Annotated in this window: 21 protein-coding genes; 4 read left to right on the top strand and 17 right to left on the bottom strand. The window is 58.7% G+C overall.

Going from position 1 to position 22,943, the window contains the following annotated elements; genetic code table 11:
- Positions 1-46: 46 nt before the first annotated feature.
- From ACA056_RS23100 to plsB, 3 genes are all read right to left on the bottom strand, one after another.
- Positions 47-736, bottom strand: a complete 690-nt coding sequence (locus ACA056_RS23100; protein ID WP_129441585.1) for a DUF4197 domain-containing protein — start codon at positions 734-736, stop codon at positions 47-49.
- A gap of 29 nt (positions 737-765) precedes the next feature.
- Positions 766-1,164 carry a YbaY family lipoprotein gene (locus ACA056_RS23095; protein ID WP_497268026.1) on the bottom strand — a complete coding sequence of 133 codons (399 nt, stop codon included), beginning with the start codon at positions 1,162-1,164 and terminating at the stop codon, positions 766-768.
- A 116-nt stretch (positions 1,165-1,280) separates the two neighbouring features.
- Positions 1,281-3,782, bottom strand: a complete 2,502-nt coding sequence (plsB, locus tag ACA056_RS23090) for a glycerol-3-phosphate 1-O-acyltransferase PlsB (RefSeq protein ID WP_497268024.1) — start codon at positions 3,780-3,782, stop codon at positions 1,281-1,283.
- 164 nt (positions 3,783-3,946) lie between these two features.
- Here plsB and ACA056_RS23085 point away from each other — a divergent pair, with 164 nt between their 5' ends.
- A complete protein-coding gene (locus tag ACA056_RS23085) occupies positions 3,947-4,156 on the top strand; it encodes a cold-shock protein (protein ID WP_008146705.1) in 210 nt (69 codons plus the stop codon).
- A gap of 135 nt (positions 4,157-4,291) precedes the next feature.
- On the opposite strand, the gene ACA056_RS23080 is transcribed toward ACA056_RS23085, so the two are convergent.
- The 4 genes from ACA056_RS23080 to ACA056_RS23065 all read right to left on the bottom strand — a co-directional run bounded on the left by ACA056_RS23080 (position 4,292) and on the right by ACA056_RS23065 (position 9,503).
- The gene (locus ACA056_RS23080) at positions 4,292-4,669 is read right to left on the bottom strand and encodes a hypothetical protein (protein ID WP_497268022.1); all 378 of its coding nucleotides are present in this window, start codon (positions 4,667-4,669) and stop codon (positions 4,292-4,294) included.
- An 84-nt stretch (positions 4,670-4,753) separates the two neighbouring features.
- Positions 4,754-5,563 (bottom strand): putative RNA methyltransferase, encoded by an 810-nt coding sequence (locus ACA056_RS23075; protein WP_497268020.1) that lies wholly within the window; start codon positions 5,561-5,563, stop codon positions 4,754-4,756.
- Positions 5,563-6,714 carry a succinyl-diaminopimelate desuccinylase gene (gene dapE, locus ACA056_RS23070; protein WP_497268018.1) on the bottom strand — a complete coding sequence of 384 codons (1,152 nt, stop codon included), beginning with the start codon at positions 6,712-6,714 and terminating at the stop codon, positions 5,563-5,565. The genes ACA056_RS23075 and dapE overlap by 1 nt, the downstream gene beginning before the upstream one ends.
- 197 nt (positions 6,715-6,911) lie before the next feature.
- Positions 6,912-9,503: a glycosyltransferase gene (locus tag ACA056_RS23065; RefSeq protein WP_497268016.1), complete on the bottom strand. Its 2,592-nt coding sequence runs from the start codon at positions 9,501-9,503 to the stop codon at positions 6,912-6,914.
- 289 nt (positions 9,504-9,792) lie between these two features.
- Here ACA056_RS23065 and tcdA point away from each other — a divergent pair, with 289 nt between their 5' ends.
- The gene (tcdA, locus tag ACA056_RS23060; protein WP_371918014.1) at positions 9,793-10,605 is read left to right on the top strand and encodes a tRNA cyclic N6-threonylcarbamoyladenosine(37) synthase TcdA; all 813 of its coding nucleotides are present in this window, start codon (positions 9,793-9,795) and stop codon (positions 10,603-10,605) included.
- Positions 10,606-10,694: 89 nt separating this feature from the next.
- Here the strand turns inward: tcdA and ACA056_RS23055 are convergent, their stop codons facing one another.
- From ACA056_RS23055 to ACA056_RS23035, 5 genes are all read right to left on the bottom strand, one after another.
- Complete coding sequence (locus ACA056_RS23055; RefSeq protein WP_497268014.1) at positions 10,695-11,099, bottom strand: SufE family protein; 405 nt, start codon at positions 11,097-11,099, stop codon at positions 10,695-10,697.
- Positions 11,096-12,301, bottom strand: a complete 1,206-nt coding sequence (locus ACA056_RS23050) for an aminotransferase class V-fold PLP-dependent enzyme (protein ID WP_497268012.1) — start codon at positions 12,299-12,301, stop codon at positions 11,096-11,098. Before ACA056_RS23050 ends, ACA056_RS23055 begins: the two co-directional genes overlap by 4 nt.
- A 138-nt stretch (positions 12,302-12,439) precedes the next feature.
- Positions 12,440-13,474 carry a 2,3,4,5-tetrahydropyridine-2,6-dicarboxylate N-succinyltransferase gene (gene dapD, locus ACA056_RS23045; RefSeq protein WP_497268010.1) on the bottom strand — a complete coding sequence of 345 codons (1,035 nt, stop codon included), beginning with the start codon at positions 13,472-13,474 and terminating at the stop codon, positions 12,440-12,442.
- A gap of 33 nt (positions 13,475-13,507) precedes the next feature.
- The gene (locus ACA056_RS23040) at positions 13,508-13,870 is read right to left on the bottom strand and encodes an ArsC family reductase (RefSeq protein WP_415771126.1); all 363 of its coding nucleotides are present in this window, start codon (positions 13,868-13,870) and stop codon (positions 13,508-13,510) included.
- A gap of 295 nt (positions 13,871-14,165) precedes the next feature.
- A complete protein-coding gene (locus ACA056_RS23035; RefSeq protein ID WP_497268008.1) occupies positions 14,166-14,909 on the bottom strand; it encodes a zinc metalloprotease in 744 nt (247 codons plus the stop codon).
- Between the two features lie 180 nt (positions 14,910-15,089).
- On the opposite strand from ACA056_RS23035, the gene ACA056_RS23030 reads away from it, so the two are divergent.
- Positions 15,090-15,227: a hypothetical protein gene (locus ACA056_RS23030; protein WP_497273613.1), complete on the top strand. Its 138-nt coding sequence runs from the start codon at positions 15,090-15,092 to the stop codon at positions 15,225-15,227.
- Positions 15,228-15,238: 11 nt separating this feature from the next.
- Here the strand turns inward: ACA056_RS23030 and ACA056_RS23025 are convergent, their stop codons facing one another.
- From ACA056_RS23025 to map, 5 genes are all read right to left on the bottom strand, one after another.
- The gene (locus tag ACA056_RS23025) at positions 15,239-15,967 is read right to left on the bottom strand and encodes a M12 family metallopeptidase (protein WP_497268006.1); all 729 of its coding nucleotides are present in this window, start codon (positions 15,965-15,967) and stop codon (positions 15,239-15,241) included.
- Between the two features lie 125 nt (positions 15,968-16,092).
- Positions 16,093-16,824, bottom strand: coding sequence for a M12 family metallopeptidase (locus tag ACA056_RS23020; RefSeq protein WP_497268004.1), 732 nt, complete (start codon positions 16,822-16,824; stop codon positions 16,093-16,095).
- A gap of 161 nt (positions 16,825-16,985) precedes the next feature.
- A complete protein-coding gene (gene dapC, locus ACA056_RS23015) occupies positions 16,986-18,185 on the bottom strand; it encodes a succinyldiaminopimelate transaminase (protein WP_497268002.1) in 1,200 nt (399 codons plus the stop codon).
- Positions 18,186-18,228: 43 nt separating this feature from the next.
- Positions 18,229-20,931, bottom strand: a complete 2,703-nt coding sequence (locus ACA056_RS23010) for a [protein-PII] uridylyltransferase (protein ID WP_497268000.1) — start codon at positions 20,929-20,931, stop codon at positions 18,229-18,231.
- A gap of 45 nt (positions 20,932-20,976) precedes the next feature.
- Positions 20,977-21,759, bottom strand: a complete 783-nt coding sequence (map, locus tag ACA056_RS23005; RefSeq protein ID WP_149629932.1) for a type I methionyl aminopeptidase — start codon at positions 21,757-21,759, stop codon at positions 20,977-20,979.
- A gap of 373 nt (positions 21,760-22,132) precedes the next feature.
- On the opposite strand from map, the gene rpsB reads away from it, so the two are divergent.
- The gene (rpsB, locus tag ACA056_RS23000) at positions 22,133-22,870 is read left to right on the top strand and encodes a 30S ribosomal protein S2 (RefSeq protein ID WP_003219330.1); all 738 of its coding nucleotides are present in this window, start codon (positions 22,133-22,135) and stop codon (positions 22,868-22,870) included.
- Positions 22,871-22,943: the final 73 nt, after the last annotated feature.

Raw genomic sequence — 22,943 nt, 5'->3', positions numbered from 1 at the left:
CCTGTAAAGGTCAGCGGGCTTTTTGTGGGTTTCAGTCGCTCAAAAACTACAACGTTCCAAACACCTTCTTCGCCAAACTCGTCGCTGCTGCTGCAGGATTCTGGCGAATGGCTTCTTCCTGTTTACCAATCATCTCGAACAAACCGTTCAACGCTTGCTCGGTCACGTAGCTTTCGATGTTGGCGCTCTTCGCATCCACCACACCCATCGTCGCGGCTTGCCCGGCGAACGAGTTGTACTGCTTGGCCAGGCCCACCTGGTCGGTGGCTTGCTTGACGATTGGCAGGAACTTGACGCGGATCTGTTCGCGGCTGGTTTTGCTCAGGTACTGAGTGGCCGAGTCCTTGCCGCCGCTGAGAATGCCCTTGGCATCCTCCACGCTCATCTTCTTCACCGCGTCCACCAGGATCGGCTGGGCTTGCGTCACGGCGGTTTCAGCCGCTTTGTTCATGCTGGTTTCCAGCTGGTCAACCTGGTCGCCCATGCCGAACTGTTTCATCTTGCTGGCGACTTTTCCCAGTTTTCCCGGCAGTTCGATTTTCACGTCCGGGTTGTTGCTGAAGCCGCCCGGCGTGCCGAGTTGTTTCACGGCCAGCTGCGCGCCTTGGGTCAGGGCATCCTTGAGGCCGCCGGTGGCGTCTTTTTGTGACAGGTCGTTGAGCGATAGCGCCAAGGCGCTGGCGGAGATCATCAAGCCTGCGCACAGGCCGGCGAAGCGAAGGGTAGGGCGGAACATGGCAGCTTCCTTTGTTCAAAAATTGAGAGTTAGCGAGCGGCGTCTACGCGGATTTTCAGTGGTTGCGGATCGCTGCCATCCAGCTGCACGGCGTGATGTTCGGTGGTGATGAACATCAGTTCGCCATTCACTTCGATACGGGCGCTGACCGAGTAACGATGACCCGGTTTGACCTGCGTTGGATCGTAACTCAGATGAAATGGCAGCGGCACCTGGCCTTTGACCGGGCCTTTCTGTTCGTCGAGGACCACGGCAGGCGCATCGGCCAGGGAAACGTCCTGCAAGCTGACGCTTAAGATGGCGCTGGGCGGCAGGGCAATGCGTTGCAGGTAGAACACTTCGCCATCGAGGGAGGTTTTAGCGGCGGGTTGCATCGACTGACAGGCGCCCAGCAGGGTGGTCATGGCCAATAAAGAGAGTTTTTTCATCGGAGATCTCCAATTAATGTGGGAGTGAGCCTGCTCGCGAAAGCGGTGTGCCAGACAACTGAAATGTTGAATGTTAAACCGCATTCGCGAGCAGGCTCGCTCCCACAGGGATTTCATCAGGCCTCGGGCTTTGTGGCGACCTGATCCGCCGCATCTTCACTGCGATGCAACGCCACCTGACGGATCGACAAACGAATCTCCGCCGGCAACACTCGCTTGGCCGCGCCTTCGGCCAGTTCGCCGAGCAGTTCGTGGTAGCTCAGCTTGCCGGCCTCGTCTCGCTTGAGCACGTCGAGGTCGAGCATGGTCTGGATGAAGTGGCGGAACAGGCTCTTGTCGAAGAACTCCGGGGCGTTGAGGCCATGCAGAATCGACAGGCGCTGGGCCATGACCGTGCACAAGTCTTCCAGCTCTTCGGCGCTGATGCTGTTCTGGCCGCTGTTGAGCAGCAGGGAAACGGTCATGTAGAAACGTTGCAGGGTCTGGGCGATGCTTTTCGACAGCAGGGTCAGCAGTACGAAATGCCGCGAGCTCGGTGCCGGCCGCACGTAGACATCATTCTCAAAACGCAGCAGACCTTGCTCTACGAAGGCTTCGAGCCATTGATCGATCACCGCATCCAGTTCCTCCAGCGACCAGCGAATGAACAACTCCGATTGCAGGTACGGATACAGTGCGCGGGTGTAGCGCAGGATCTGTTCGCGGCTCATGCGCGAGGCGCTCTGGAAGAAACTCGCCAGCAACGCCGGCAAGGCGAAGATGTGCAAAACGTTGTTACGGTAGTAGGTCATCAGGACGGCGTTCTGCTCGTCCAGATACAGAATTTTGCCCAGGGCATCGCTCTGCTCGGACAGCAGATCCATGTCCTTCACATGCTCGATCAACGCCCGGCCGTCACCTTCCGGCAACGTGGTGTGCGGCGAGTACGGGACTTTGCGCAACAACGCCAGGTACAGATCGAGCACTCGCGCCATGGCGCGATCATCCAGCGCGAGACGGCTGGTGGATAGCAGCGCCAGGGCCACGAGGTTGACCGGGTTGATCGCCGCCGCTTCGTTCAGATGCTGCGCGACTTTCTCGCCCAAACGGTTGGTGGTTTCGTTGAGCCATGCCGGTTTGAACTGCGGGCCGAGTTCCTGTTGACGCCAGTCCGGCTGTTCGCTGTCGAGGAATTCCGCCAGTTTGATCGGTTCGCCGAAGTTCACCGCCACCTGACCGAAACGCTGCTTGAGCGCGCCGATGACTTTGAAGATGTCGAAGATCGATTCTTTCTTCTTGGTCGCGCCACGCAGTTCGCCGAGGTAGGTCCGGCCTTCCAGCACGCGCTCGTAGCCGATGTAGACCGGGATGAAGACGATCGGCATCCGCGACGAACGCAGGAAGCTGCGCAGGGTGATTGCGAGCATCCCGGTTTTCGGTTGCAGCATGCGCCCGGTGCGCGAACGGCCGCCCTCGACGAAGTACTCCACCGGGAAGCCTTTGGTAAACAGGGTATGCAGGTATTCGTTGAACACCGAGGTGTAGAGCGGGTTGCCCTTGAAGGTGCGGCGCATGAAAAACGCACCGCCACGCCGCAGCAGGCTGCCGATCACCGGCATGTTGAGGTTGATCCCGGCGGCGATGTGCGGCGGAGTCAGGCCGTTGCGGAACAGCAAATAGGACAGCAGCAGATAGTCGATGTGGCTGCGATGGCATGGCACGTAGATCACTTCGTGACCCTGAGCGGCCTTCTGCACGCCTTCGATGTGGTTGACCTTGATCCCGTCGTAGATCTTGTTCCAGAACCAGCTCAGCACCACTTCCAGAAAGCGGATCGCGGTGTAGGTGTAGTCGGAGGCGATCTCGTTGCCGTAGCGCAGGGCCTGGGCCTTGGCTTTCTCCGGGGAGATGTTTTCACGCTCGGCTTCGTCGAGGATCGCTTGTTTGACCAGCGGCTGATTGAGCAGGCCTTTGACCAGGTTGCGACGGTGGGAAATGTCCGGACCGATCACCGCTGCTTTCAGATTGCGGAAGTGCACCCGCAGAATCCGCTGGGCCATGCGCACGGTGCGCTCGTGGCCCTTGTTGTGGTCGATCAGCTCGCGCAGGTGGATCGGCGCCGAGAACTGCACCCGGGTTTTGCGCCCTAGAACGATGATGCTCAGCAACCGGCGCAGGCGCCCGGTGACCGCCCAGCTGTCGGCGAAGAGCAGTTTCCACGGGCTCGATTCGCTGTCCGGTGACTGACCCCAGAACACGCTGACCGGAATGATCTGCGCGTCTTCGGCGGCGTTCTGGCTCAGGGCGCTGACCAGGCGAGTCAAGGTCGGCGGTGCACCACGTTTGTCCTGTCGGCCGAGCCAGTCGGGCTCCGGCGTCAGGTAAAAGAACGCCGCGGGTTCCTCCAGCGTACCTACCGAGACCGGCAACACCGGGCGGGGCAAACCGGCCTTGCTGCACTCGGTATCGACCACGGCCAGGTCGGTCAGCGAAGGGTTTTGCAGGACGTAGAACACCGGACGGCTGCGGTCGAGGTTGAGGGTGAACGACGACTGATTGATCGTCTCCGAGCGAACCCAGAGGTACAACAGTCGGCGCAGGGTGCCAAACACAAGACGGCGGAACGGGGAACGGGTCATACGGCTTCTGCGTGAGTGAATAAAACCGAGCAAATGCTCGGGCGGCCGATAGTGTGCCGTATTCGCCGAAAATCGGCAAAAAAGCGGCTAAGTAAAGTGAGTTGAGAGTTTTGGCGGCTGTCATATACTCGGCCGTTCAAAATAAAAACAAGGGGGGTACTGACATGGCTACGCGCGAAACCGGCAATGTGAAGTGGTTCAACGATGCCAAGGGCTACGGCTTCATTCAGCGCGAGGACGGGGTGGACGTGTTCGTGCACTACCGCGCGATTCGCGGCGAAGGGCATCGCTCGTTGGCTGAGGGCCAGCAGGTTGAATACGGCGTGGTGACCGGCGAGAAGGGTTTGCAGGCAGAGGATGTTGTAGGTCTGTAATCCGCATCTTACGGATCACCCAAAACCACTGTGGGAGCGAGCTTGCTCGCGATAGCGAACTGACATTCAACATTGATGTTGACTGAAAGGGCCTCATCGCGAGCAAGCTCGCTCCCACAGGTTTGTGTACAGCTTTTAGACAGTTTTCCAGGTGATCTCTTCTTCACCATCCGCGCTGATGCGCATCCAGCGATCCGCGGTCTCTTCACCTTCTTCCTCGACCCACGTACCCGGCGCGCAACGTACTTCGACGTTCAGCGCGGCAAAGGCTGCGCGGGCGCAGGCGATGTCGTCTTCCCACGGGGTCTGGTCGCTGTCCAGGAACAGGCTGTTCCATTTGCCCACGGCTTTCGGCAGCCAGGTGACCGACACGTTGCCGGCCTTGCACTTGTAGGTTTGGCCTTTCTGGACCCAGTCGGTGCATGTACCCAAAGCAGTGCCGAGCCAGGCCGCGACGGCCTTGTAGTCGACGTCGGCGTCTTTCAGGTAAATCTCGATATCGGGTTGGCGCATGGATGTCCTCACTGCGGGTCTGAAAAATCCATTCGCGGATTTAGCCGGCCTACGGCAACTGCCGAAGACCAAAAAATTAAAGAGTTATTGAAGAACAAAGTAATCGTAGCGCATTGAAATAGTGACCTCGAACGGCTCGACCTGTTCGATGACCGCCGCCCGGCGTTCGGCACTGGCGCGCCAACCGTGGGGCGTCATGGCCAACAGGTTCGCCCGGTCCTGACCACTTTCCAGCGTCAGTTTGAACTCCAGGGTTTCGCTGTGTTGCAACGCCATGCCTTCCGGCACCAAGGCCAAATGCTTGTCGTCGGTGTATTCACGGACTTCGTCGTACAGACGTTCGCGCAATTCCATCAGATGGCCGCTGGTCGGCCCGACTTTCATCAAACCGCCACCGGGGCTGAGCAAGCGTTTGGCTTCCTCCCAGTCCAGCGGGCTGAACACGCTGGCGAGAAACTGGCAGCTGCCGGACGCCAGCGGCACCCGCGCCATGCTGGCGATCAACCAGGTCAGCTGCGGGTTGCGTTTGCAGGCGCGTTTGACCGCTTCCCGGGAGATGTCCAGCGCGTAACCGTCGGTGCTCGGCAAAGCCTCGGCGATTTGCGCGGTGTAGTAACCCTCGCCACAACCGATGTCCAGCCAGCGCTGCGGTGCGTACTGAGCTGCCAGTTCTGCCAGACGCTTGGCCACCGGCGCGTAATGGCCGGCGTTCAAAAAATCGCGTCGGGCTTCGACCATCGCCAGGTTATCCCCAGGGTCGCGGCTGTTCTTGTGCTGCACCGGCAACAGGTTCAGATAACCCTGACGCGCACGGTCGAAACGATGCCCGGCGGGGCAGGCCACGCCGTTGTCCACCGCGTTCAGCGGTTCACTGCAGATCGGGCAGGCCAGCATCAGGCGAGCAACTTGATCAGGGTCTGGTAGTAGATTTCGGTCAGCACGTCGAGGTCGGCAGCCAGCACACGCTCGTTGACCTGGTGGATCGTCGCGTTGACCGGGCCCAGTTCAACCACTTGTGTGCCCATGGTCGCGATGAAGCGCCCGTCGGAGGTGCCGCCGCTGGTGGAGGCTTTGGTTTCGCGACCGGTGATGTCCTTGATGCTCGACGCGACGGCATCCAGCAGGGCGCCCGGTTCAGTGAGGAACGGCAGGCCGGACAGCGCCCAGTCGATGTGCCAGTCCAGGCCATGCTTGTCGAGGATGTCAGCGACGCGCTTTTGCAGGCCTTCCACGGTCGATTCGGTAGAAAAGCGGAAGTTGAACACCGCCACCAGATCACCCGGAATCACGTTGGTCGCGCCAGTGCCAGAGTTCACGTTGGAGATCTGGAAGCTGGTTGGCGGGAAGAAATTGTTGCCGTGGTCCCAATGCTCGGCGGCCAGTTCGGCCAGTGCCGGGGCGGCGAGGTGGATCGGGTTCTTTGCCAGGTGCGGATAGGCAACATGGCCCTGCACACCGCGCACGGTCAGTTTGGCGCCGAGGGAGCCGCGACGGCCGTTCTTGACTACGTCGCCCACCAGGGTGGTGCTCGACGGTTCGCCGACGATGCACCAGTCCAGACGCTCCTTACGGGCAGCAAGGCGTTCGATCACAGCTTTGGTGCCGTGGTGCGCCGGGCCTTCTTCGTCGCTGGTGATCAGGAAAGCAACCTTGCCCTTGTGATCCGGGTAGTCGGTGACGAAACGTTCGGCCGCCACGGTCATGGACGCGAGGCTGCCTTTCATGTCTGCTGCGCCACGGCCGCAGAGCATGCCGTGTTCGTCGATCAGCGCGTTGAACGGGTCGATCTGCCAGGCAGTCACCGGGCCGGTCGGCACCACGTCGGTGTGACCGGCAAAGCACAGCACCGGACCATCGTGTTTACCGTGGGTCGCCCAGAAGTTATCCACATCTTCGATGCGCATTGGCTCAAGCGCAAAACCGGCATCGCCCAGGCGCTGCATCATCTGCTTCTGGCAATCGGCGTCGACCGGCGTCACGGACGGACGGCGGATCAGGTCGATGGCGAGTTGAAGGGTCGGCGAAAGGTCGGCGTGGGCCGTCATGGAAAACTCCGGAAGCTTTTAATGTGGGAGCGAGCCTGCTCGCGATGACTTACTGACAGCCAACATAGATGCTGAATGTGACGGACTCATCGCGAGCAGGCTCGCTCCCACAGGAATTGGGGCTGGGGCTGCAAAATGGCGGTTATCTTAAAGCAAAACGGCGGCCATTGGCCGCCGTTTAGTGCATCTGGAACGATTTAGACCGCCGGTGCCGGTTCGGCCTCGACGGAAGGTTTCGGCAGCGAAGACAAGAACGCCATGATCAGCGCCGCCAGGTACGGCAATGATTGCACGAGCAACATCGTCACCCAGAAGCGCATGTCGTTGCTCGGCAGGCCGTTCACCAGGAAAATCCCCAGTGCCGCGCTCCACAACAGCAGCATGATGAACATTTCTTCGCGAGCTTCCGAAATCGCCACCCAGAAACCGTGGTTATCGGCGTTTTTCGGGGTGCGGAAGAACGGAATGCTGCTGGTGAAGAAGCCGTACAGCACCGCTTTGGCGATGGTGTGCGACAACGCCAGTCCGGCCAATGCCGCGCAGAACGCATCCTTCAGGTTGACCCCCACCGCACGGCGGTACAGGAAGATGATCTTGCCAACCTTGAACACGAACAGCGCCAATGGCGGGATCGCGAAAATCAACAACGGTGGATCGACCCGCTGCGGCACGATGATCATCGCCGCCGACCACAACAGGGCGCCGACGGTGAAGAAGATGTTCATGCCATCCGCCACCCACGGCAACCAGCCCGCGAGGAAGTGGTAACGCTGGCCACGGGTCAGCTCGGTGTCCTTGCCGCGCAGCAAACTGGCGGTGTGACGCTTGATTATCTGAATCGCACCGTAAGCCCAGCGGAAACGCTGTTTCTTGAAGTCGATAAAGGTATCGGGCATCAGGCCTTTGCCGTAGCTGGTGTGGTAATACGCAGCCGACAAGCCTTTTTCGAACACGCGCAGACCCAACTCGGCGTCTTCACAGATGCACCAGTCAGCCCAGCCCAGTTCCTCGAGCACCGAGCGCCGGGTCATGGTCATGGTGCCGTGCTGGATGATCGCGTCACGGTCGTTACGAGTGACCATGCCGATGTGGAAGAAACCTTTGTATTCCGCGTAGCAGAGCTTCTTGAAGGTGCTTTCGTTCTGGTCGCGGTAATCCTGCGGCGACTGCACCACGGCGATTTTCGGATCGGCGAAGTGCGGCACCATGTGCTTGAGCCAGTTCGGGTCGACGCAGTAGTCCGAGTCGATCACCGCAATCACTTCGGCATCCTTGGCGGTGTGCGGAATCAGGTAATTCAGCGCGCCACCCTTGAAGCCGGCCAACGGTGCGACGTGGAAGAACTTGAAGCGCGGGCCGAGGGTTTCGCAATAATCGCGCACCGGTTCCCAGACCGCCGGGTCCTTGGTGTTGTTGTCGATGATCAGGACTTCGAAGTCCGGATAGTCGAGATTGGCCAGGGCATTGAGGGTCTGTTTGACCATCTCCGGTGGCTCGTTGTAGCAAGGCACGTGAATCGAGACTTTCGGTCGGTAGTCCGAATCGCCGACCACCGGCAGGAATTCACGCCGACGCTTGTGGGTCCAGACCGCTTCGGCCAGTTCATGCGCCTCGGTCAGCAGAACGATAAACACCCCGAGTGCGCCGAGGGCAAGCAAGAAGCCCACCGTCAGGCTGAACCAGGTGCTGTATTGCTGACTGTAGTCGTAACCGATCCACACCAGCACCGAACCACAGAGGAACGCGATGAAGGTCAGGAAGGTGCGGCCACGTTGACGCAGGGCCGAGCCGTCGATCATCAGCAGGGTCAGGGACAGCAGAGCCAATACCACTGAACCGATGGCCAGCACGCGCCATTGCGGGATCGCGACGACCGGGCCTTCAAAGTTGAATTTCTGCTGGCGCGCGGCGTTGAAAACACCCCAGTAAGCGCCCACGGAACCTTCATCACTGGCCTTCCACGGTTGGTCGAAGGCTTCGATCACAAAGTAGTTGAAGCCCTGACGATTGAGCTTGTTGACCAAGGTCCGCAGATAAATCGCCTGGTCTGCCGGCGACGCATCGGCGCCACCGCGCATGCGGCCGTTGCTCGGCCAGCCGACTTCCGACAGCAGCAACGGTTTTTTCGGGAACATCTTTTTCAGGTCACGGGCGCGGTCGAGTACGAACTGCCCGGACTGCTCCATCGGAACATGTTCCCAGTACGGCAGGACGTGGGCAGCGATCAGGTCGACGTGCTTGGCCAGGCTCGGGTTTTCTTCCCAGACGTGCCATTGCTCGGAGGTCGTCACCGGTACTTTCACTGCTGCGCGGACGCGATCAAGGATCACGCTCAGTTCGGCGGCGGTAATTTCCTTACGGAAGATCGCCTCGTTACCCACCACCACGCGAACCACGCTGCGGGAGGTATTGGCCAGGTCAATGGCGCGCAGGATTTCACGCTCGTTGCGCTCAAGGTCCGGGCTGATCCAGATACCCAGCGTCACGCGCAAACCGAATTCTTCGGCGAGCTTGGGAATATCGCCCAGGCTGCCATCGACCGAGTAAGTACGGATGTTGTCCGTCAGCTTGCTCATGATCTCCAGATCGCGACGCATTTCATCGTCGGTCGGATATTGCTCTTTTTGCGGGTACTGCCCTTGCTGGAACGGCGAGTACGAAAAGCCGGAGATCTGTTCAGGCCAGTTGGGGGCGGTGACCGGGCGATTGATCAGCGCCCAGAAGCCGGTAAACAAGGCTGCGATGGCGAGCACCACGACCAGGTTGAGTCCAAATTTACGCGATGACATAGCTTTTTCAGGTTCCGGAGGCTGTGGAACGAAGGAACGGTCTGCGGCTGGCTGCTAAAGGGGCAGGGGGCGCGCATCCTACACCGGGCGTTCACTGACCGTACAGCGGACAGGGAAATGCCGGACGTTGGGCAATCCAACTCGGTTTAAGTTCTTTCGTTGGACCTTGTAGGTTAAATCTTGGTTCTGTGTAGCCTGTTCAAAACGGTCAAGACGCCCGTTCATAGCCCAAAGATGCTCTTGGCCGCTGACGGCCCTATAATGCGCGCCGGTTTTTGGGGTAATGGTCATGAGTACAGAAGATCCGCGGTTTGCAGGCATCGCCCGTTTGTATGGCATCGACGGCCTGGAGCGTTTGCGCGCGGCCCACGTGGCGATCGTCGGCGTCGGTGGCGTCGGTTCCTGGGCGGCGGAAGCCGTCGCCCGTTGTGGCGTGGGCGAGATTTCGCTGTTCGACCTGGATGACGTCTGCGTCAGCAACGCCAACCGTCAGTTGCACGCGCTGGACAGCACCGTCGGCAAACCCAAGGTTGACGTGATGGCCGAGCGCCTTCGCGGGATCAACCCGGACTGCACCGTGCACGCGGTCGCGGACTTCGTCACCCGCGAGACCATGGCCGAGTACATCACGCCGAACATCGACTGCGTCATTGATTGCATCGATAGCGTCAACGCCAAGGCGGCGCTGATCGCCTGGTGCAAGCGCCGCAAGATTCAGATCATCACCACCGGCGGTGCGGGCGGTCAGATTGATCCGACGCTGATTCAGGTGTGCGATTTGAATCGGACCTTCAATGATCCGTTGGCTTCGAAAGTGCGCTCGACCTTGCGCCGGGATTACAACTTCTCACGCACCGTGACCCGCCATTACAGCGTGCCGTGCGTGTTTTCAACCGAACAACTGCGCTACCCGAAACCGGATGGCAGCATTTGCTTGCAGAAGAGTTTTGTCGGTGACGGTGTGAAGCTCGACTGCGCCGGAGGGTTTGGTGCGGTGATGATGGTGACGGCGACGTTTGGCATGGTCGCGGCGACCAAGGCTGTGGATAAGATTGTGGCGGGTGTGCGGCGCCCGGCGGATCGGGTTAAGCCTGAGGTTTAGAGGTGGCTGCTGGCGGCCTCATCGCGAGCAAGCTCGCTCCCACAGGGGAATGCATTCCAAGGTGGGAGCGAGCTTGCTCGCGATGGCGATTAACCAGCCAACTCATTCATGCGCTGCAACACGGCATTGAGGCCATTACTGCGCGACGGGGATAACTGTCTGCTCAGTCCAAGCTGATTGAACCAATCCGGCAAATCCACCTGCTGCAGCTCAACCGCCGACAACCCGTTAACCCGCGCCAGCAGCAACGCCACCAACCCGCGAATCAACCGTGCATCGCTGCTGGCGGCAAACTGCCAGTGACCATCCAGCAACTCGCCCACCAGCCACACCTGGCTTTCACAGCCATGCACGCGGTTGGCATCGACCTTATCCACATCGCCCAACGCCGGCAGACGGTCGCCCCATTGCATCAGCAATCGCGCCCGTTGTTCCCAGCCGGCAGCATTCTGAAAAGTCTCCAGCGCCATAGCCGCATCGGCAGGCAAGTTCATCGCAACAACTCCAGCGCCTGATCCAGCGCTTCAAAGAACCGCTCCAGATCTTCGGAATCGTTGTACAGCGCCAACGACACCCGGATGGCCCCAGCCAGCTCAAAACGCTTGAGCAACGGCATGGCGCAGTGATGACCGGCGCGCACCGCGATCCCCTGTTCTGTCAGCAAATGCGCCAAATCAGCGTTATGCACACCCTCGACGACAAAACTGGCCAGCGCCAGTTGCGGCTTGCCCAGCAACCGAATGCCGTTGCGTGCTTCAAGGCCTTTGAGCAAATAGTCATGCAGCGCTGCTTCATGGGCGGACACGGCGTCCTGATCAAGCCCCGCCAGATAATCCAGCGTCGCCCCCAGACCAATCACACCGGCAATTGGCGGCGTACCCGCCTCGAAACCCAGTGGCGCCGGGCGGAACCGTGCGCTGTGGTAATCCGTATCCAGCACCATTTCGCCGCCGAATTGCCAATGGCGCAGTTGTTCAAGCGCTTCGTTGCGCCCGAACAGCACGCCCAGACCATCGGGGCCGTAGAGCTTGTGGCTGGAAAACACATAGAAGTCGCAGCCCAGCGCCTGCACGTCATGCCGACCATGAACCACGCCTTGGGCGCCATCGACCACGGTCAGCGCGTTATGTGCTTTGGCCATCGTCAGGAGGGCGGGCAACGGCTGCCAGGCGCCGAGCACGTTGGACAGCTGACTGACCGCCAGCAGGCGGGTTTGCGGACCGATCAACTGCGCGGCGGTATCAAGGTCGATCAAACCGTCAGCGTCCAGTGGCAGGATCACCAGCTTCAGGTCGCGACGGTGGGCCAGTTGCTGCCAAGGCAACAGATTGGCGTGATGCTCCAGGGCGCTGATGACAACTTCATCGCCCGGGTTGAAAAGATGTTCCAGGCCATAAGCCAAGAGGTTCAGCGCAGAGGTTGCGCCATGGGTAAATATGATCTGCCCGCAATCGCCGGCATTGAGCCAATGGGCGACTTTGCTGCGGCTGGCCTCGAACGCTTGGGTGGCGTGGGCGCCGGGCAGGTGTTGCGCTCGATGCACGTTGGCCGCGCCGTTGGCGTAGTAATGCGCCAGGGCATCCAGCAGGGCTTGAGGTTTTTGCGTGGTGGCGGCGTTGTCCAGATAGGTCTGGTCTTGCCGTTGCAATGCGGCGATGGCCGGAAAATCGGCGCGCCAGGGAGAGGGAATCATCATGCTATCGAGCCCTGTTAAACATGGGCGGGTGTACGCCTGAGCCTGTAGGAGCAAAGCTTGCTCGCGAAGCTCTTGGCGGCCTCAAGGGCCCCATCGCGAGCAAGCTCAGCTCCTACAGGTGATCGTTTGACGCTCTGCTTAGTTGTGAGCGTGCAGCGCTTCGTTCAATTCGATAGCCGATTTGTGGGTTTTGCATTCCACGGCACCGGTCTCCGAATTGCGACGGAACAGCAGGTCAGGTTGACCGGCCAGCTCACGGGCCTTGACCACTTTGACCAGTTTGTTGTTTTCGTCCAGCAGCGCCACTTTGGTACCAGCGGTCACGTACAGGCCCGACTCAACGGTGTTGCGATCGCCCAACGGAATGCCGATACCGGCGTTCGCGCCGATCAGGCAGCCTTCGCCGACCTTGATCACGATGTTGCCACCGCCCGACAGGGTACCCATGGTCGAGCAACCGCCGCCCAGGTCCGAACCCTTGCCGACGAATACGCCAGCGGAAACGCGGCCTTCGATCATGCCTGGGCCTTCGGTACCGGCGTTGAAGTTGACGAAACCTTCGTGCATCACGGTGGTGCCTTCGCCCACGTAAGCGCCTAGACGAATACGTGCCGCGTCAGCGATACGCACGCCGGCCGGAACCACGTAGTCGGTCATTTTCGGGAACTTGTCCACCGAGAACACTTCCAGCAGCTCGCCGCGCAGACGGGCTTCCAGTTGATGCTCGGCCAGTTCGGCCAGGTCGATTGCGCCCTGGCTGGTCCATGCCACGTTCGGCAGCAGCGGGAACACACCGGCCAGGTTCAGGCCGTGCGGCTTGACCAGACGATGGGACAGCAGGTGCAGCTTGAGGTAGGCCTCAGGGGTGGAGGTCAACTGAGCGTCTTCGGCCAGAATGGTCGCGACCAGCGGCTTGTGACTCTCGGCCAGACGCGTCAGCAAGGCAGCCTGGGCAGCGTCGACGCTTTTCAGGGCTTCAGCCAGTTGCGACGCCTGAGCGGTGGTGAAGGCGATGGCCTGATTGCCTTCGGTGTAGCCCAGAACAGGCGCGATGGCCGCGATCAGTTCGGCCGACGGGTTGAGCAGTGGCTGCGCGTAAAACACTTCCAGCCATGCGCCTTGACGGTTTTGAGTGCCGACACCAAAGGCCAGGCTGAACAGGGTAGTGGACATGTTGATACCTCTAACAAAATGGAACGGGCTGCCTTACTTGAGCGCTGCCGCGTAGATATCTGGCTTGAAGCCAATCAGGGTTCGGTCACCGAGATCAAGCACCGGGCGCTTGATCATCGAGGGTTGTGCGAGCATCAGCTCGATGGCTTTCGGCTGGTCGAGATCGGCTTTGCGTTCGTCGTCGAGCTTGCGAAAGGTCGTGCCTGCACGGTTCAACACCACTTGCCAGCCGTGCTCGTCGCACCATTGGGTCAGGTGTTCACGGTCGATTCCGGCCGCTTTGTAATCATGAAAGTCATAGCTGACAGCGTGTTCATCGAGCCAGGTGCGCGCCTTTTTCATGGTGTCGCAGGCTTTGATGCCGAAAAGGTGCAACGTTTTGCTTGAAACGGTCAAGGAATTGCCCCCTTTGCAGGTGCTGGAAATTAAAGGTGACGGATTATGCCATGACCGGACGGTTTCGGCCTCAGCCACGTCCAGGTGTTACCCGGCGGCCTGAGCGGCGACCGGGTCGGGTGCGACCTTTGTGCAGCGCCCAGCCTCCAGTCTAAGCGGCGAATTTGGCACTTTCACTGCTGCCTGCTGCCTGCTGCCTGAAGTGTGCCGCTTCGGCTGGGTAATACCTTAGTCTGGATAGATCTTGTGCATGCATCGCTGGTCAAGTTGGCGGGGTGTTTGGCTGGATAGACACTTAGGGGTAAATTCGACGAATAAACGCGATGTCGGCTGCGCTGATATGTGGGTTTTCTGTTTGCTTCCAATTACCCAGGGTGTATTCGTTGGATATCTCATAGTGCATGACCGAATGTCGGTCATACGCCGCATAAGTCCGGCTGGTATCGCGGGGGAGAGGAAAGACGTTCTGGTCCACCTCCGCCCTCGACCAACCAAATTTTTGTCGGTACAAGTCGTAGGTTGTTTCCTTGTCCCAAGGAATGGTTGCCTCAGGATGTTGATGCGCGTGCATCAAGCCCAAAGCGTGTCCGAACTCATGAATAACGGTGAATTCAAAGCGGGGCGAGGAGTAGTCGGTTCCCAGGAACATGGTTGGACGATGAGCTGGAACCGCCAGAGCATCTGTTCCGATTTTAGACCCCCCGGTCCCATCATAGTGATGAGACAAGTAAACGCGGATATCCCCCTCGTATTCCGTTTCGTTCTCAGAAAGCTCCACAAAATCGAACGTGAGGTTGACGTAGGGTAGCCATTTGCTGGCAGCAGCCTTTACTGCCTGGAACAAGTCCTCGTCATGTCGGGTGATTGCGATCTTTAATGTTCTGCCAGGTTTCCAGTATTTCGTGTGTTCAGCGACGCTTCGTTTTTTTCGGTTTAATTCGTGTTGAGTGGAATTGTCGAGGCGTTCAGAAGTTGCTGCTTCATAGGAAGTCAGTTCATGAATATTTTTGATGATTTTACAGGGTTTAAAGTTTGGCATTGACTGTGTCCTTGTTGGCCGTTGCCGAGAAAGTTCGGAAGTTGCGGTCAAGTTGGAAGTTAGTCGTTGGAGGGGTATGGGGTAAAGTTGTGATTTCTTAGTGTTTGTTACTGGGTGGTTAAGTTCGGCCTGCACTGCGTTGGGCAGCGCAGGCGAGAACTAAAAGCCGCCGAAACGGCCATGCGATTGAAGGCGCTGCGAGCGCAACGCCTGGAGTTATACAAGCTCAGCCGTCATCACCAGATTGGTGATGACGTGCTGCGTGAGGTGTTGGGAGAATTGGACTTGAGCGAGGCGAACCCGGGGGCGGTGAAGTAGGTGAGTTAGCCTCAGCGCTTGGGGTAGGCTTTGCGCATGTTGCGTCTGTCCAGCATGCTGATCTTTGTATTAAGGCCAACCTCCCAATCGCCCACAGTAAGTTCATTCTCTATTTTGTAGTGCATGATCGAGTCTCTGTCGTAGGGTCCACGAAGTAAATCGCTGGTTTCTAAGGGGGTGAACAGATTGAAGTCGATCTCTTCCGTGCTCCATCCGAAGTTTGACTTATAGAAATCGTAGACTTTTGGCCTGTCCCACGGAATGTTGGCCTTGGGGTGCAGGTGTTCGTGCTGCAGGCCCAGCGCATGACCGAACTCGTGAAGTACCACCGTTTCAAAGTTTGAGTCATCAGGTGACGTGGCCAGGGTGAGGGTCGGTTCGTCTAGCGGCGTGAGCAATGCGTCTGTGCCAACATCGGATTGATTGTGCGATGTGTGGGTAGCAATTCTGATATCGCCTGCAACACCTTCAACAAACTTGAACGTCAGGTTGGTTGAGGGCTCCCACTGCCTGATGATTTTTTCTATTCGGGTTTGGAGGGCGTCGGGTAGGTCGTACATAAAGGCGATAGTTAATGTCCGGCCATTGCCCCAGAACTTGCTCCACTGGCCGACGGCGCGTTTACGGCGTCCCCCGGTGGATGAAGTTTCGGCGTTCTTCGGATTTTCTTCTATGGCTGCCTGGTATGAAGCCAGTTGATCAAGTGGTTGGGATACTTTGCAGCAGTGGAGTGTGCGCATTTTCAACATCCTTGTTTAGGGTGCGATGTGATATCTGAATGTGTTCAAACTTGAAAGGTGTTGCGTATTGAAAGGGGAGGTTAGTCGGAGGTGTGGGTGATGTGAAGTTTAACCCGGTGGGTGTTTCACCGCTTTGGATAAAGCTTTTTCATCATTTGTTTGTCTTTTTTACTGATTTTGCGGTTGATAGGGATTTCCCATTGGCCCAGTGTCAGTGTGTTAGCGACCGGGTGGTGCATGATGGATTTTCTGTCGTACCGCGTATAAATCGCTTCGATTGTATTGAACGGCTCAAAGAGATTTCTATCGACCTGCTCTTTGGTCAACGGATTCATCTCTCTATTCTGGTAGAACTCATACACCTTCGGTTTATCCCAGGGAATATTCGCATCGGGGTGTTGGTGTTCGTGCATTGCTCCCAAGGCGTGACCAAATTCGTGAGTCACGATCACCTCGAAGTCTTCATGCTCGGGTTTAACCCCCAGGTTCATGGTCGGCCAGTCGGGATGAATCAACAACGCGTCGGTGCCCAGCATTGAGCTGTTGTCATTGTTTTTTGTGGCGATTCGGATATCACCTTCGAGCCCGTCAACGAAGTCGAAGCTCAGATTGATATGGGGCAGCCATTGGCGTGCTGCTTTGATGATCTTCTGTTTGTGTTCATCGTCGGGACCGTCGATAAACGCGATCTTGAGTGTGCGTCCGTTTGCCCACAGCTTTGAGTAGTTGATCAGAGAGCGTTTTCGACGAGTGCCGCCGCCGGTGCCGGAATTTTCAGGGTTCTCGTTGATGGCGGCTTCATAGGATTGTTGATCGTCGGGCCATTGGATAAGGGTGCAGTCTTCAATACTGTTCATTGGCTACTTCTTCCTTGAAGTAAGGTTGTGTGAATGCGCACGCTAATGCGCTGCATGAGAGTAAGGGGAACTCTGCAGTTCGGTGAACTTTAATTTCGGATGAAGTGTAACTGGCTATATAAGAGTGCCCGCGCTGCGTTGCACAGTGCGGGCTGGGATATTTACTTGTTGCGGGTAATAAACTCGCGAATTCTCTTGGCCGCTTCCACACATTCGGCCAGCGGGGCGACTAGTGCCATGCGCACACGACCAGCGCCTGGATTGAAACCCTCCACTTCTCGGGACAGATAAGAACCCGGCACCACGGTCACATGTTCTTCAATGAACAGATCACGGCAGAACGCCTCATCATCACCGTCAACGCTCGGCCACAAGTAGAAACCGCCATCCGGACGCTGCACGTCCATCACCGGACCGAGGATTTCCAACACGGCATCGTACTTCTCGCGGTACAGCGCACGGTTGGCGCGCACGTGCACTTCGTCATTCCACGCGGCAACGCTGGCCAATTGGGTCTGAACCGGCATCGCGCAGCCGTGGTAGGTGCGGTACAGCAGGAAGCCTTTGAGAATGTCCGCATCTCCGGCCACGAAGCCCGAACGCAGGCCCGGCAGGTTGGAACGCTTGGACAGGCTATGAAACACCACGCAACGCTTGAAGTCTTTGCGGCCCAGTTCCACGCAGGCGCTGAGCAGGCCGGCCGGCGGGGTTTGTTCGTCGAAGTACAGTTCGCTGTAGCACTCGTCGGCGGCTATCACGAAGTCGTACTCGTCGGCCAGGGCGATCAGCTTCTTCAGGGTTTCGATCGGGATCAGCGCGCCGGTCGGGTTGCCCGGCGAGCACAGGAACAGGATCTGGCAGCGTTTCCAGATGTCCGGGGAAACGGCGTCGAAATCCGGGTTGAAGCCGTTTTCATCCAGGCACGGCAGGTAATGCGGCTTGGCCCCGGCAAGGAACGCGGCGCCTTCGTAGATCTGATAGAACGGGTTCGGGCTGACCACCAGTGCATCGTCGCCACGGTTGACCACGGTCTGGGTGAACGCGAACAGCGCTTCGCGGGTACCGTTGACCGGCAGTACATTGCGCGCCGGGTCGAGCCAGCCGTTCGGAACGCTGAAACGACGTTCGCACCACGCGGCGATGGCTTCACGCAGGGCCGGAATCCCGAGGGTGGTCGGGTACACGGCCATCTGATCCAGATTGCTTGCCAGGGCTTCGGCGACAAAGCTTGGCGAACGGTGTTTCGGCTCGCCGATGGACAGCGCGATGGCACGCTTGTCCGGGTTTGGCGTGACGCTGCCGAGCAGGGCGCGGAGCTTCTCGAACGGGTAGGGCTGCAACTGGTTCAGAGCGTTGTTCATCGGTACGGGGTCTCGTTCAAAGCGGCTGAATCCTGACGCGCAATCAGATGCTGATGCGCGACAGTTTGATATCGGGTTCGTTGCTGACGGTCAACTGTTCCACGATTGCATCCTGCAAGCGGCTGCACAGCAATGGGTCGGACAACGGCTGGTTGTTCGCATCGGTGATGAAGAACACGTCTTCCACGCGCTCGCCCAAGGTAGCGATCTTGGCGTTCTGTAGCGACAAGTCGAATTCCAGGAAGATCGTGCCGATGCGCGCGAGCAGGCCCGGGCGATCGGGCGCGCTAAGTTCCAGCACGGTCACCGGACGCTGGGCGTCGTTGTGGATCGTCACCTGTGGCGCAAACGCGAAATGCTTGAGCTGGCGCGGTACCCGACGCTGAATGATGGTCGGGTAGTCGTCCGGGTTGCGCAGGGCGTCGGTCAGGCCCTCGCGAATCTGTTTGACCCGTGCCGGGTTATCGCCGATCGAGTCGCCGTCGGTGTCGAGCACGATGTAGGTGTCGAGGGTGAACTGGCTGCTGGAGGTGATGACCCGGGCGTCGTGAATGTTCAGGTTGAGCTGGTCCATCGCGGCCACGGTCACGGCGAAGAAGTCGTGCTGGTCCGGGGCGTAAATGAAGATCTGCGTGCCGCCTTCGAACTCGCGTTGGGTGGTTTCCTTGATCAGCACCAGCGGCCCGCCGTCGGCCGGCTGCTGGAGGATCGCGTCGCTGTGCCAAGCCACGTCGCCGGCGGTGTGACGCAGGAAATAGTCATCCCCCAATTGCGCCCACAGCTGCTCGACATCATCTGGATCGGTGCCGCCGCGCACCAGAATGTCCAGTGCTGCGCTCTGGGTCTGGCGAATCTGCTCTTCACGGTCCACCGGGTTTTCCAGGCCGCGACGCAAGGCACGCTTGGTCTCGGTGTAGAGCTGGCGCAAAAGGCTGGCGCGCCAGGAATTCCACAGCGTCGGGTTGGTGGCGTTGATGTCGGCGACGGTCAGCACATACAGATAGTCGAGGTGGGTTTCGTCGCCGACAGTCTGTGCGAAATCGTGGATGACCTGCGGGTCGGACAAATCCTTGCGCTGGGCGGTTGTCGACATCAGCAAATGGTTCTGCACCAGCCAGACGATCAGGCGGCTGTCCCACACCGGCAACTGGTGGCGCTGGCAAAAGGCTTCGGCATCCACCGCGCCAATTTCCGAGTGGTCGCCATGCCGGCCCTTGCCGATGTCGTGGTACAGACCGGCCAGATAGATCAGCTCGGGTTTGGGCAATTTGCCCATGAGCTTGCTGGCCAGCGGGAATTTTTCCGACACCTGGGTGTACTGCAACTTACGCAGATGTTTGATCAGGTTCAGGGTGTGAGCGTCGACGGTATAGATGTGAAACAGGTCGTGCTGCATCTGCCCGACGATGAGGCCGAACTCCGGCAAGTAGCGCCCGAGGATGCCGTAGCGGTTCATCCGTCGCAGGTTGCGGTGGATGCCGATCTTGCACTTGAACAGTTCGATAAACAGGCTGGTATTGCGGATGTCGTTGCGGAAATCGTCGTCGATCAGGTGGCGATTTTCTCGCAGCAGACGAATGGTGTCGGCGCGCACGCCTTTGATTTCCGGCTGCTGGGCCATCAGTACGAAGATTTCCAGCATGGCGAACGGAGTTCGGCGGAATACGTTGTCGTTGCGCGCCTCGATGTAACCGTCGTGCAGCTGGAATCGCGAGTTGATCGGCTGCGGCGGCGCTTCGTCTTCCGGCGCGAGGATGACTTCCTCGAAGTGCTGGATGATCAGGTCGCTGAGCTGGGCAATGCTCATGACCACCCGGTAATACTGCTGCATGAAATTTTCGATGGCTTGCTTGGCGTCATCGCCTTTGAAGCCCAGCAACCCGGCAATGGTGCGCTGGTGATCAAACAGCAAGCGGTCTTCGGAGCGGCCAGCGAGCATGTGCAGGGCGTAGCGAACCTTCCACAGGAATTCCTGGGAGGAGGCCAGCAGGGCGTTTTCGCTCTCGACCAGGAAACCTTCGCCGGCCAGGGCCCGCAGATTCAGGGTGCCGTACTCGCGACGGGCCACCCACAGAATCGTCTGAATATCCCGTAGGCCGCCGGGAGAGCCTTTGACGTTGGGTTCCAGGTTGTATTCGGTGTCGTTGTATTTGTGGTGACGGGCCTTCTGCTCGGCGCGTTTGGCCAGGAAGAAGTCCTTGCTCGGCCACATGTGCGCGGTGCTGGTGACGTCCAGCATGCGCTGGCGCAAGCGCTCGGGGCCGCAGATGGTACGGCTTTCCATCAGGTTGGTGACGACCGTCAGGTCGGCGCGGGCCTCCTGGACGCATTCGTCCACCGAGCGAACGCTCTGGCCCACTTCAAGGCCGATGTCCCACAGCAGCGTCAGAAAACGCTCGATGGAATCGCGGAAAACTTCGTGATCGGCGCTGTCCAGCAAGATCAGCAAATCGATGTCGGAATAAGGGTGCAACTCACCGCGACCGTAGCCGCCGACCGCGACCAGCGCGATGTCGGCGTCTTCGCTCCAATTGAACTGCTCCCAGGCCTTTTGCAGGATGTTATCGACGAACCAGGCGCGATCCTCGATCAGCCGACGAATGTCGCGGCCGCTGCGAAAGCGCTCGTCGAGCACCTCGCGGGCCTGGCGAATCGCCTTCTTGAAGGCCGCGATCGGGCTTGCCTTCAGGGCCAGTTCAGCCTGGAACTGGCCACGGTCGAAGAGTTCGGGATCCACCTGCGGCATCGATTGGCTTTCCTGTCTATATGGCTGAGGAGCTGCGCGCCCGGATCAGGCCGAAACGCGCGGGATGGTGTCGTCGGCGCGCAGGGTGAAGATCTCGTAACCGGTTTCGGTTACCAGCAGGGTGTGTTCCCACTGTGCCGACAGCTTGCGGTCCTTGGTGATCGCGGTCCAGCCGTCGCCCAATACCTTGGTGTCGGCTTTGCCCTGGTTGATCATCGGCTCGATGGTAAAGGTCATGCCGGCTTTCAGTTCCATGCCGGTGCCGGCGCGGCCGTAGTGCAGGATCTGCGGTTCTTCGTGGAATACCTTGCCGATACCGTGACCGCAGAATTCGCGAACCACGGAAAAACCGTTCTTTTCAGCGTGCTTCTGGATCACTTCACCGATGTCGCCCAGACGGCAGCCGGGTTTGACGATTTCGATGGCCTTGTACATGCATTCCTGGGTGATTTGCGACAGGCGCTCGGCCCAGACCGGCACGGTGCCGACGTGGAACATGCGGCTGGTGTCGCCGTGGTAGCCGTCCTTGATGACGGTGACGTCGATATTCAGCGTATCGCCATCCTTCAAGGCCTTCTCGTTCGGAATGCCGTGGCAGACCACGTGATTGATCGAGGTGCAGATCGACTTCGGGAAACCCTTGTAGTTGAGCGGGGCAGGGATGGCTTTCTGCTCGTTGACGATGTAGTCGTGGCAGATGCGGTCCAGTTCTTCAGTGGTAATGCCCGGCTTGACATGTTCGGCAATCATTTCCAGCACATCGGCGGCCAGTTTGCCGGCGATGCGCATTTTTGCGATGTCCTCTGGGGTTTTGAGGGTGACGGTCATACAGGCTCTCTCTGCGCTCGATGGCGCCTTCTAAAACGGAATGGGCGTTGCGCGGTCGATCTTCGCGGCCCTGAAAAACGCGATTCTAACAGACGAGCAGCGCAAATCTGAGCCTCTGTGCATCGCTTCTCCTTATAGAATGGCGCATTCTTGGAGGATTCCAAGGGACGGAACCAAAGCACGCGCCAGGATTTAACAATCCGGGTTCCGTTTTTTTCAGCCTTGTGATATAAAATGCGCCGCTTTCCGGGGATCCCCTGAAAAGCCTAAATCCACACACGTGTCGACACGATGACCTGGGTGCCTTCAGCTGATGCTGCTGGTTGGTCATTGGGATACGTGGAGGCCAAACCCGACTTATTAAGGAACTATCATGTCCCAAGTCAACATGCGCGATATGCTGAAGGCCGGTGTGCACTTCGGTCACCAGACCCGTTACTGGAACCCGAAAATGGGTAAATACATTTTCGGCGCGCGTAACAAGATCCACATCATCAACCTTGAAAAAACCCTGCCAATGTTCAACGAAGCTCTGACTTTCGTAGAGCGTCTGGCCCAGGGCAAAAACAAGATTCTGTTCGTCGGCACCAAGCGTTCCGCTGGCAAGATCGTTGCTGAAGAAGCAGCACGTTGCGGTTCGCCGTACGTCGATCACCGCTGGTTGGGCGGCATGCTGACCAACTTCAAAACCATCCGTGCTTCCATCAAGCGTCTGCGTGACCTTGAAGTGCAAGCCGAAGACGGTACTTTCGCCAAGCTGACCAAGAAAGAAGCGCTGATGCGCACTCGCGATCTTGAGAAGCTCGATCGTTCCCTGGGTGGTATCAAGGACATGGGCGGTCTGCCAGACGCTCTGTTCGTTATCGACGTTGATCACGAGCGCATCGCGATCACCGAAGCCAACAAGCTGGGCATCCCGGTTATCGGCGTAGTCGATACCAACAGCAGCCCGGAAGGCGTTGACTACATCATCCCAGGCAACGATGACGCAATCCGCGCTATCCAGTTGTACATGGGTTCGATGGCTGACGCTGTCATCCGCGGTCGCAACCACGTTGCTGGCGGCACCGAGCAGTTCGTTGAAGAAGCTCCGGTAGCAGCAGCTGAGTAATTGACGCCTAGGCGTTGACTCAGTAAGCAAAAAGGGGGCTTGGCCCCCTTTTTGCCACCTCGAAAACCGTTTG

The organism is Pseudomonas sp. LBUM1666 (genome assembly GCF_059695775.1).
Note: the sequence above shows the minus strand (reverse complement) of the source record. Positions and strands in the feature narration are given on the sequence as shown.

Excerpts from the sequence above, each read along its gene's own strand:
- ACA056_RS23100 (WP_129441585.1), bottom strand. The coding sequence starts at position 736 with ATGTTCCGCCCTACCCTTCGCTTCGCCGGCCTGTGCGCAGGCTTGATG.
- ACA056_RS23095 (WP_497268026.1), bottom strand. The coding sequence starts at position 1,164 with ATGAAAAAACTCTCTTTATTGGCCATGACCACCCTGCTGGGCGCCTGT.
- plsB (WP_497268024.1), bottom strand. The coding sequence starts at position 3,782 with ATGACCCGTTCCCCGTTCCGCCGTCTTGTGTTTGGCACCCTGCGCCGA.
- ACA056_RS23085 (WP_008146705.1), top strand. The coding sequence starts at position 3,947 with ATGGCTACGCGCGAAACCGGCAATGTGAAGTGGTTCAACGATGCCAAG.
- ACA056_RS23080 (WP_497268022.1), bottom strand. The coding sequence starts at position 4,669 with ATGCGCCAACCCGATATCGAGATTTACCTGAAAGACGCCGACGTCGAC.
- ACA056_RS23075 (WP_497268020.1), bottom strand. The coding sequence starts at position 5,563 with ATGCTGGCCTGCCCGATCTGCAGTGAACCGCTGAACGCGGTGGACAAC.
- dapE (WP_497268018.1), bottom strand. The coding sequence starts at position 6,714 with ATGACGGCCCACGCCGACCTTTCGCCGACCCTTCAACTCGCCATCGAC.
- ACA056_RS23065 (WP_497268016.1), bottom strand. The coding sequence starts at position 9,503 with ATGTCATCGCGTAAATTTGGACTCAACCTGGTCGTGGTGCTCGCCATC.
- tcdA (WP_371918014.1), top strand. The coding sequence starts at position 9,793 with ATGAGTACAGAAGATCCGCGGTTTGCAGGCATCGCCCGTTTGTATGGC.
- ACA056_RS23055 (WP_497268014.1), bottom strand. The coding sequence starts at position 11,099 with ATGAACTTGCCTGCCGATGCGGCTATGGCGCTGGAGACTTTTCAGAAT.
- ACA056_RS23050 (WP_497268012.1), bottom strand. The coding sequence starts at position 12,301 with ATGATGATTCCCTCTCCCTGGCGCGCCGATTTTCCGGCCATCGCCGCA.
- dapD (WP_497268010.1), bottom strand. The coding sequence starts at position 13,474 with ATGTCCACTACCCTGTTCAGCCTGGCCTTTGGTGTCGGCACTCAAAAC.
- ACA056_RS23035 (WP_497268008.1), bottom strand. The coding sequence starts at position 14,909 with ATGCCAAACTTTAAACCCTGTAAAATCATCAAAAATATTCATGAACTG.
- ACA056_RS23030 (WP_497273613.1), top strand. The coding sequence starts at position 15,090 with ATGCGATTGAAGGCGCTGCGAGCGCAACGCCTGGAGTTATACAAGCTC.
- ACA056_RS23025 (WP_497268006.1), bottom strand. The coding sequence starts at position 15,967 with ATGCGCACACTCCACTGCTGCAAAGTATCCCAACCACTTGATCAACTG.
- ACA056_RS23020 (WP_497268004.1), bottom strand. The coding sequence starts at position 16,824 with ATGAACAGTATTGAAGACTGCACCCTTATCCAATGGCCCGACGATCAA.
- dapC (WP_497268002.1), bottom strand. The coding sequence starts at position 18,185 with ATGAACAACGCTCTGAACCAGTTGCAGCCCTACCCGTTCGAGAAGCTC.
- ACA056_RS23010 (WP_497268000.1), bottom strand. The coding sequence starts at position 20,931 with ATGCCGCAGGTGGATCCCGAACTCTTCGACCGTGGCCAGTTCCAGGCT.
- map (WP_149629932.1), bottom strand. The coding sequence starts at position 21,759 with ATGACCGTCACCCTCAAAACCCCAGAGGACATCGCAAAAATGCGCATC.
- rpsB (WP_003219330.1), top strand. The coding sequence starts at position 22,133 with ATGTCCCAAGTCAACATGCGCGATATGCTGAAGGCCGGTGTGCACTTC.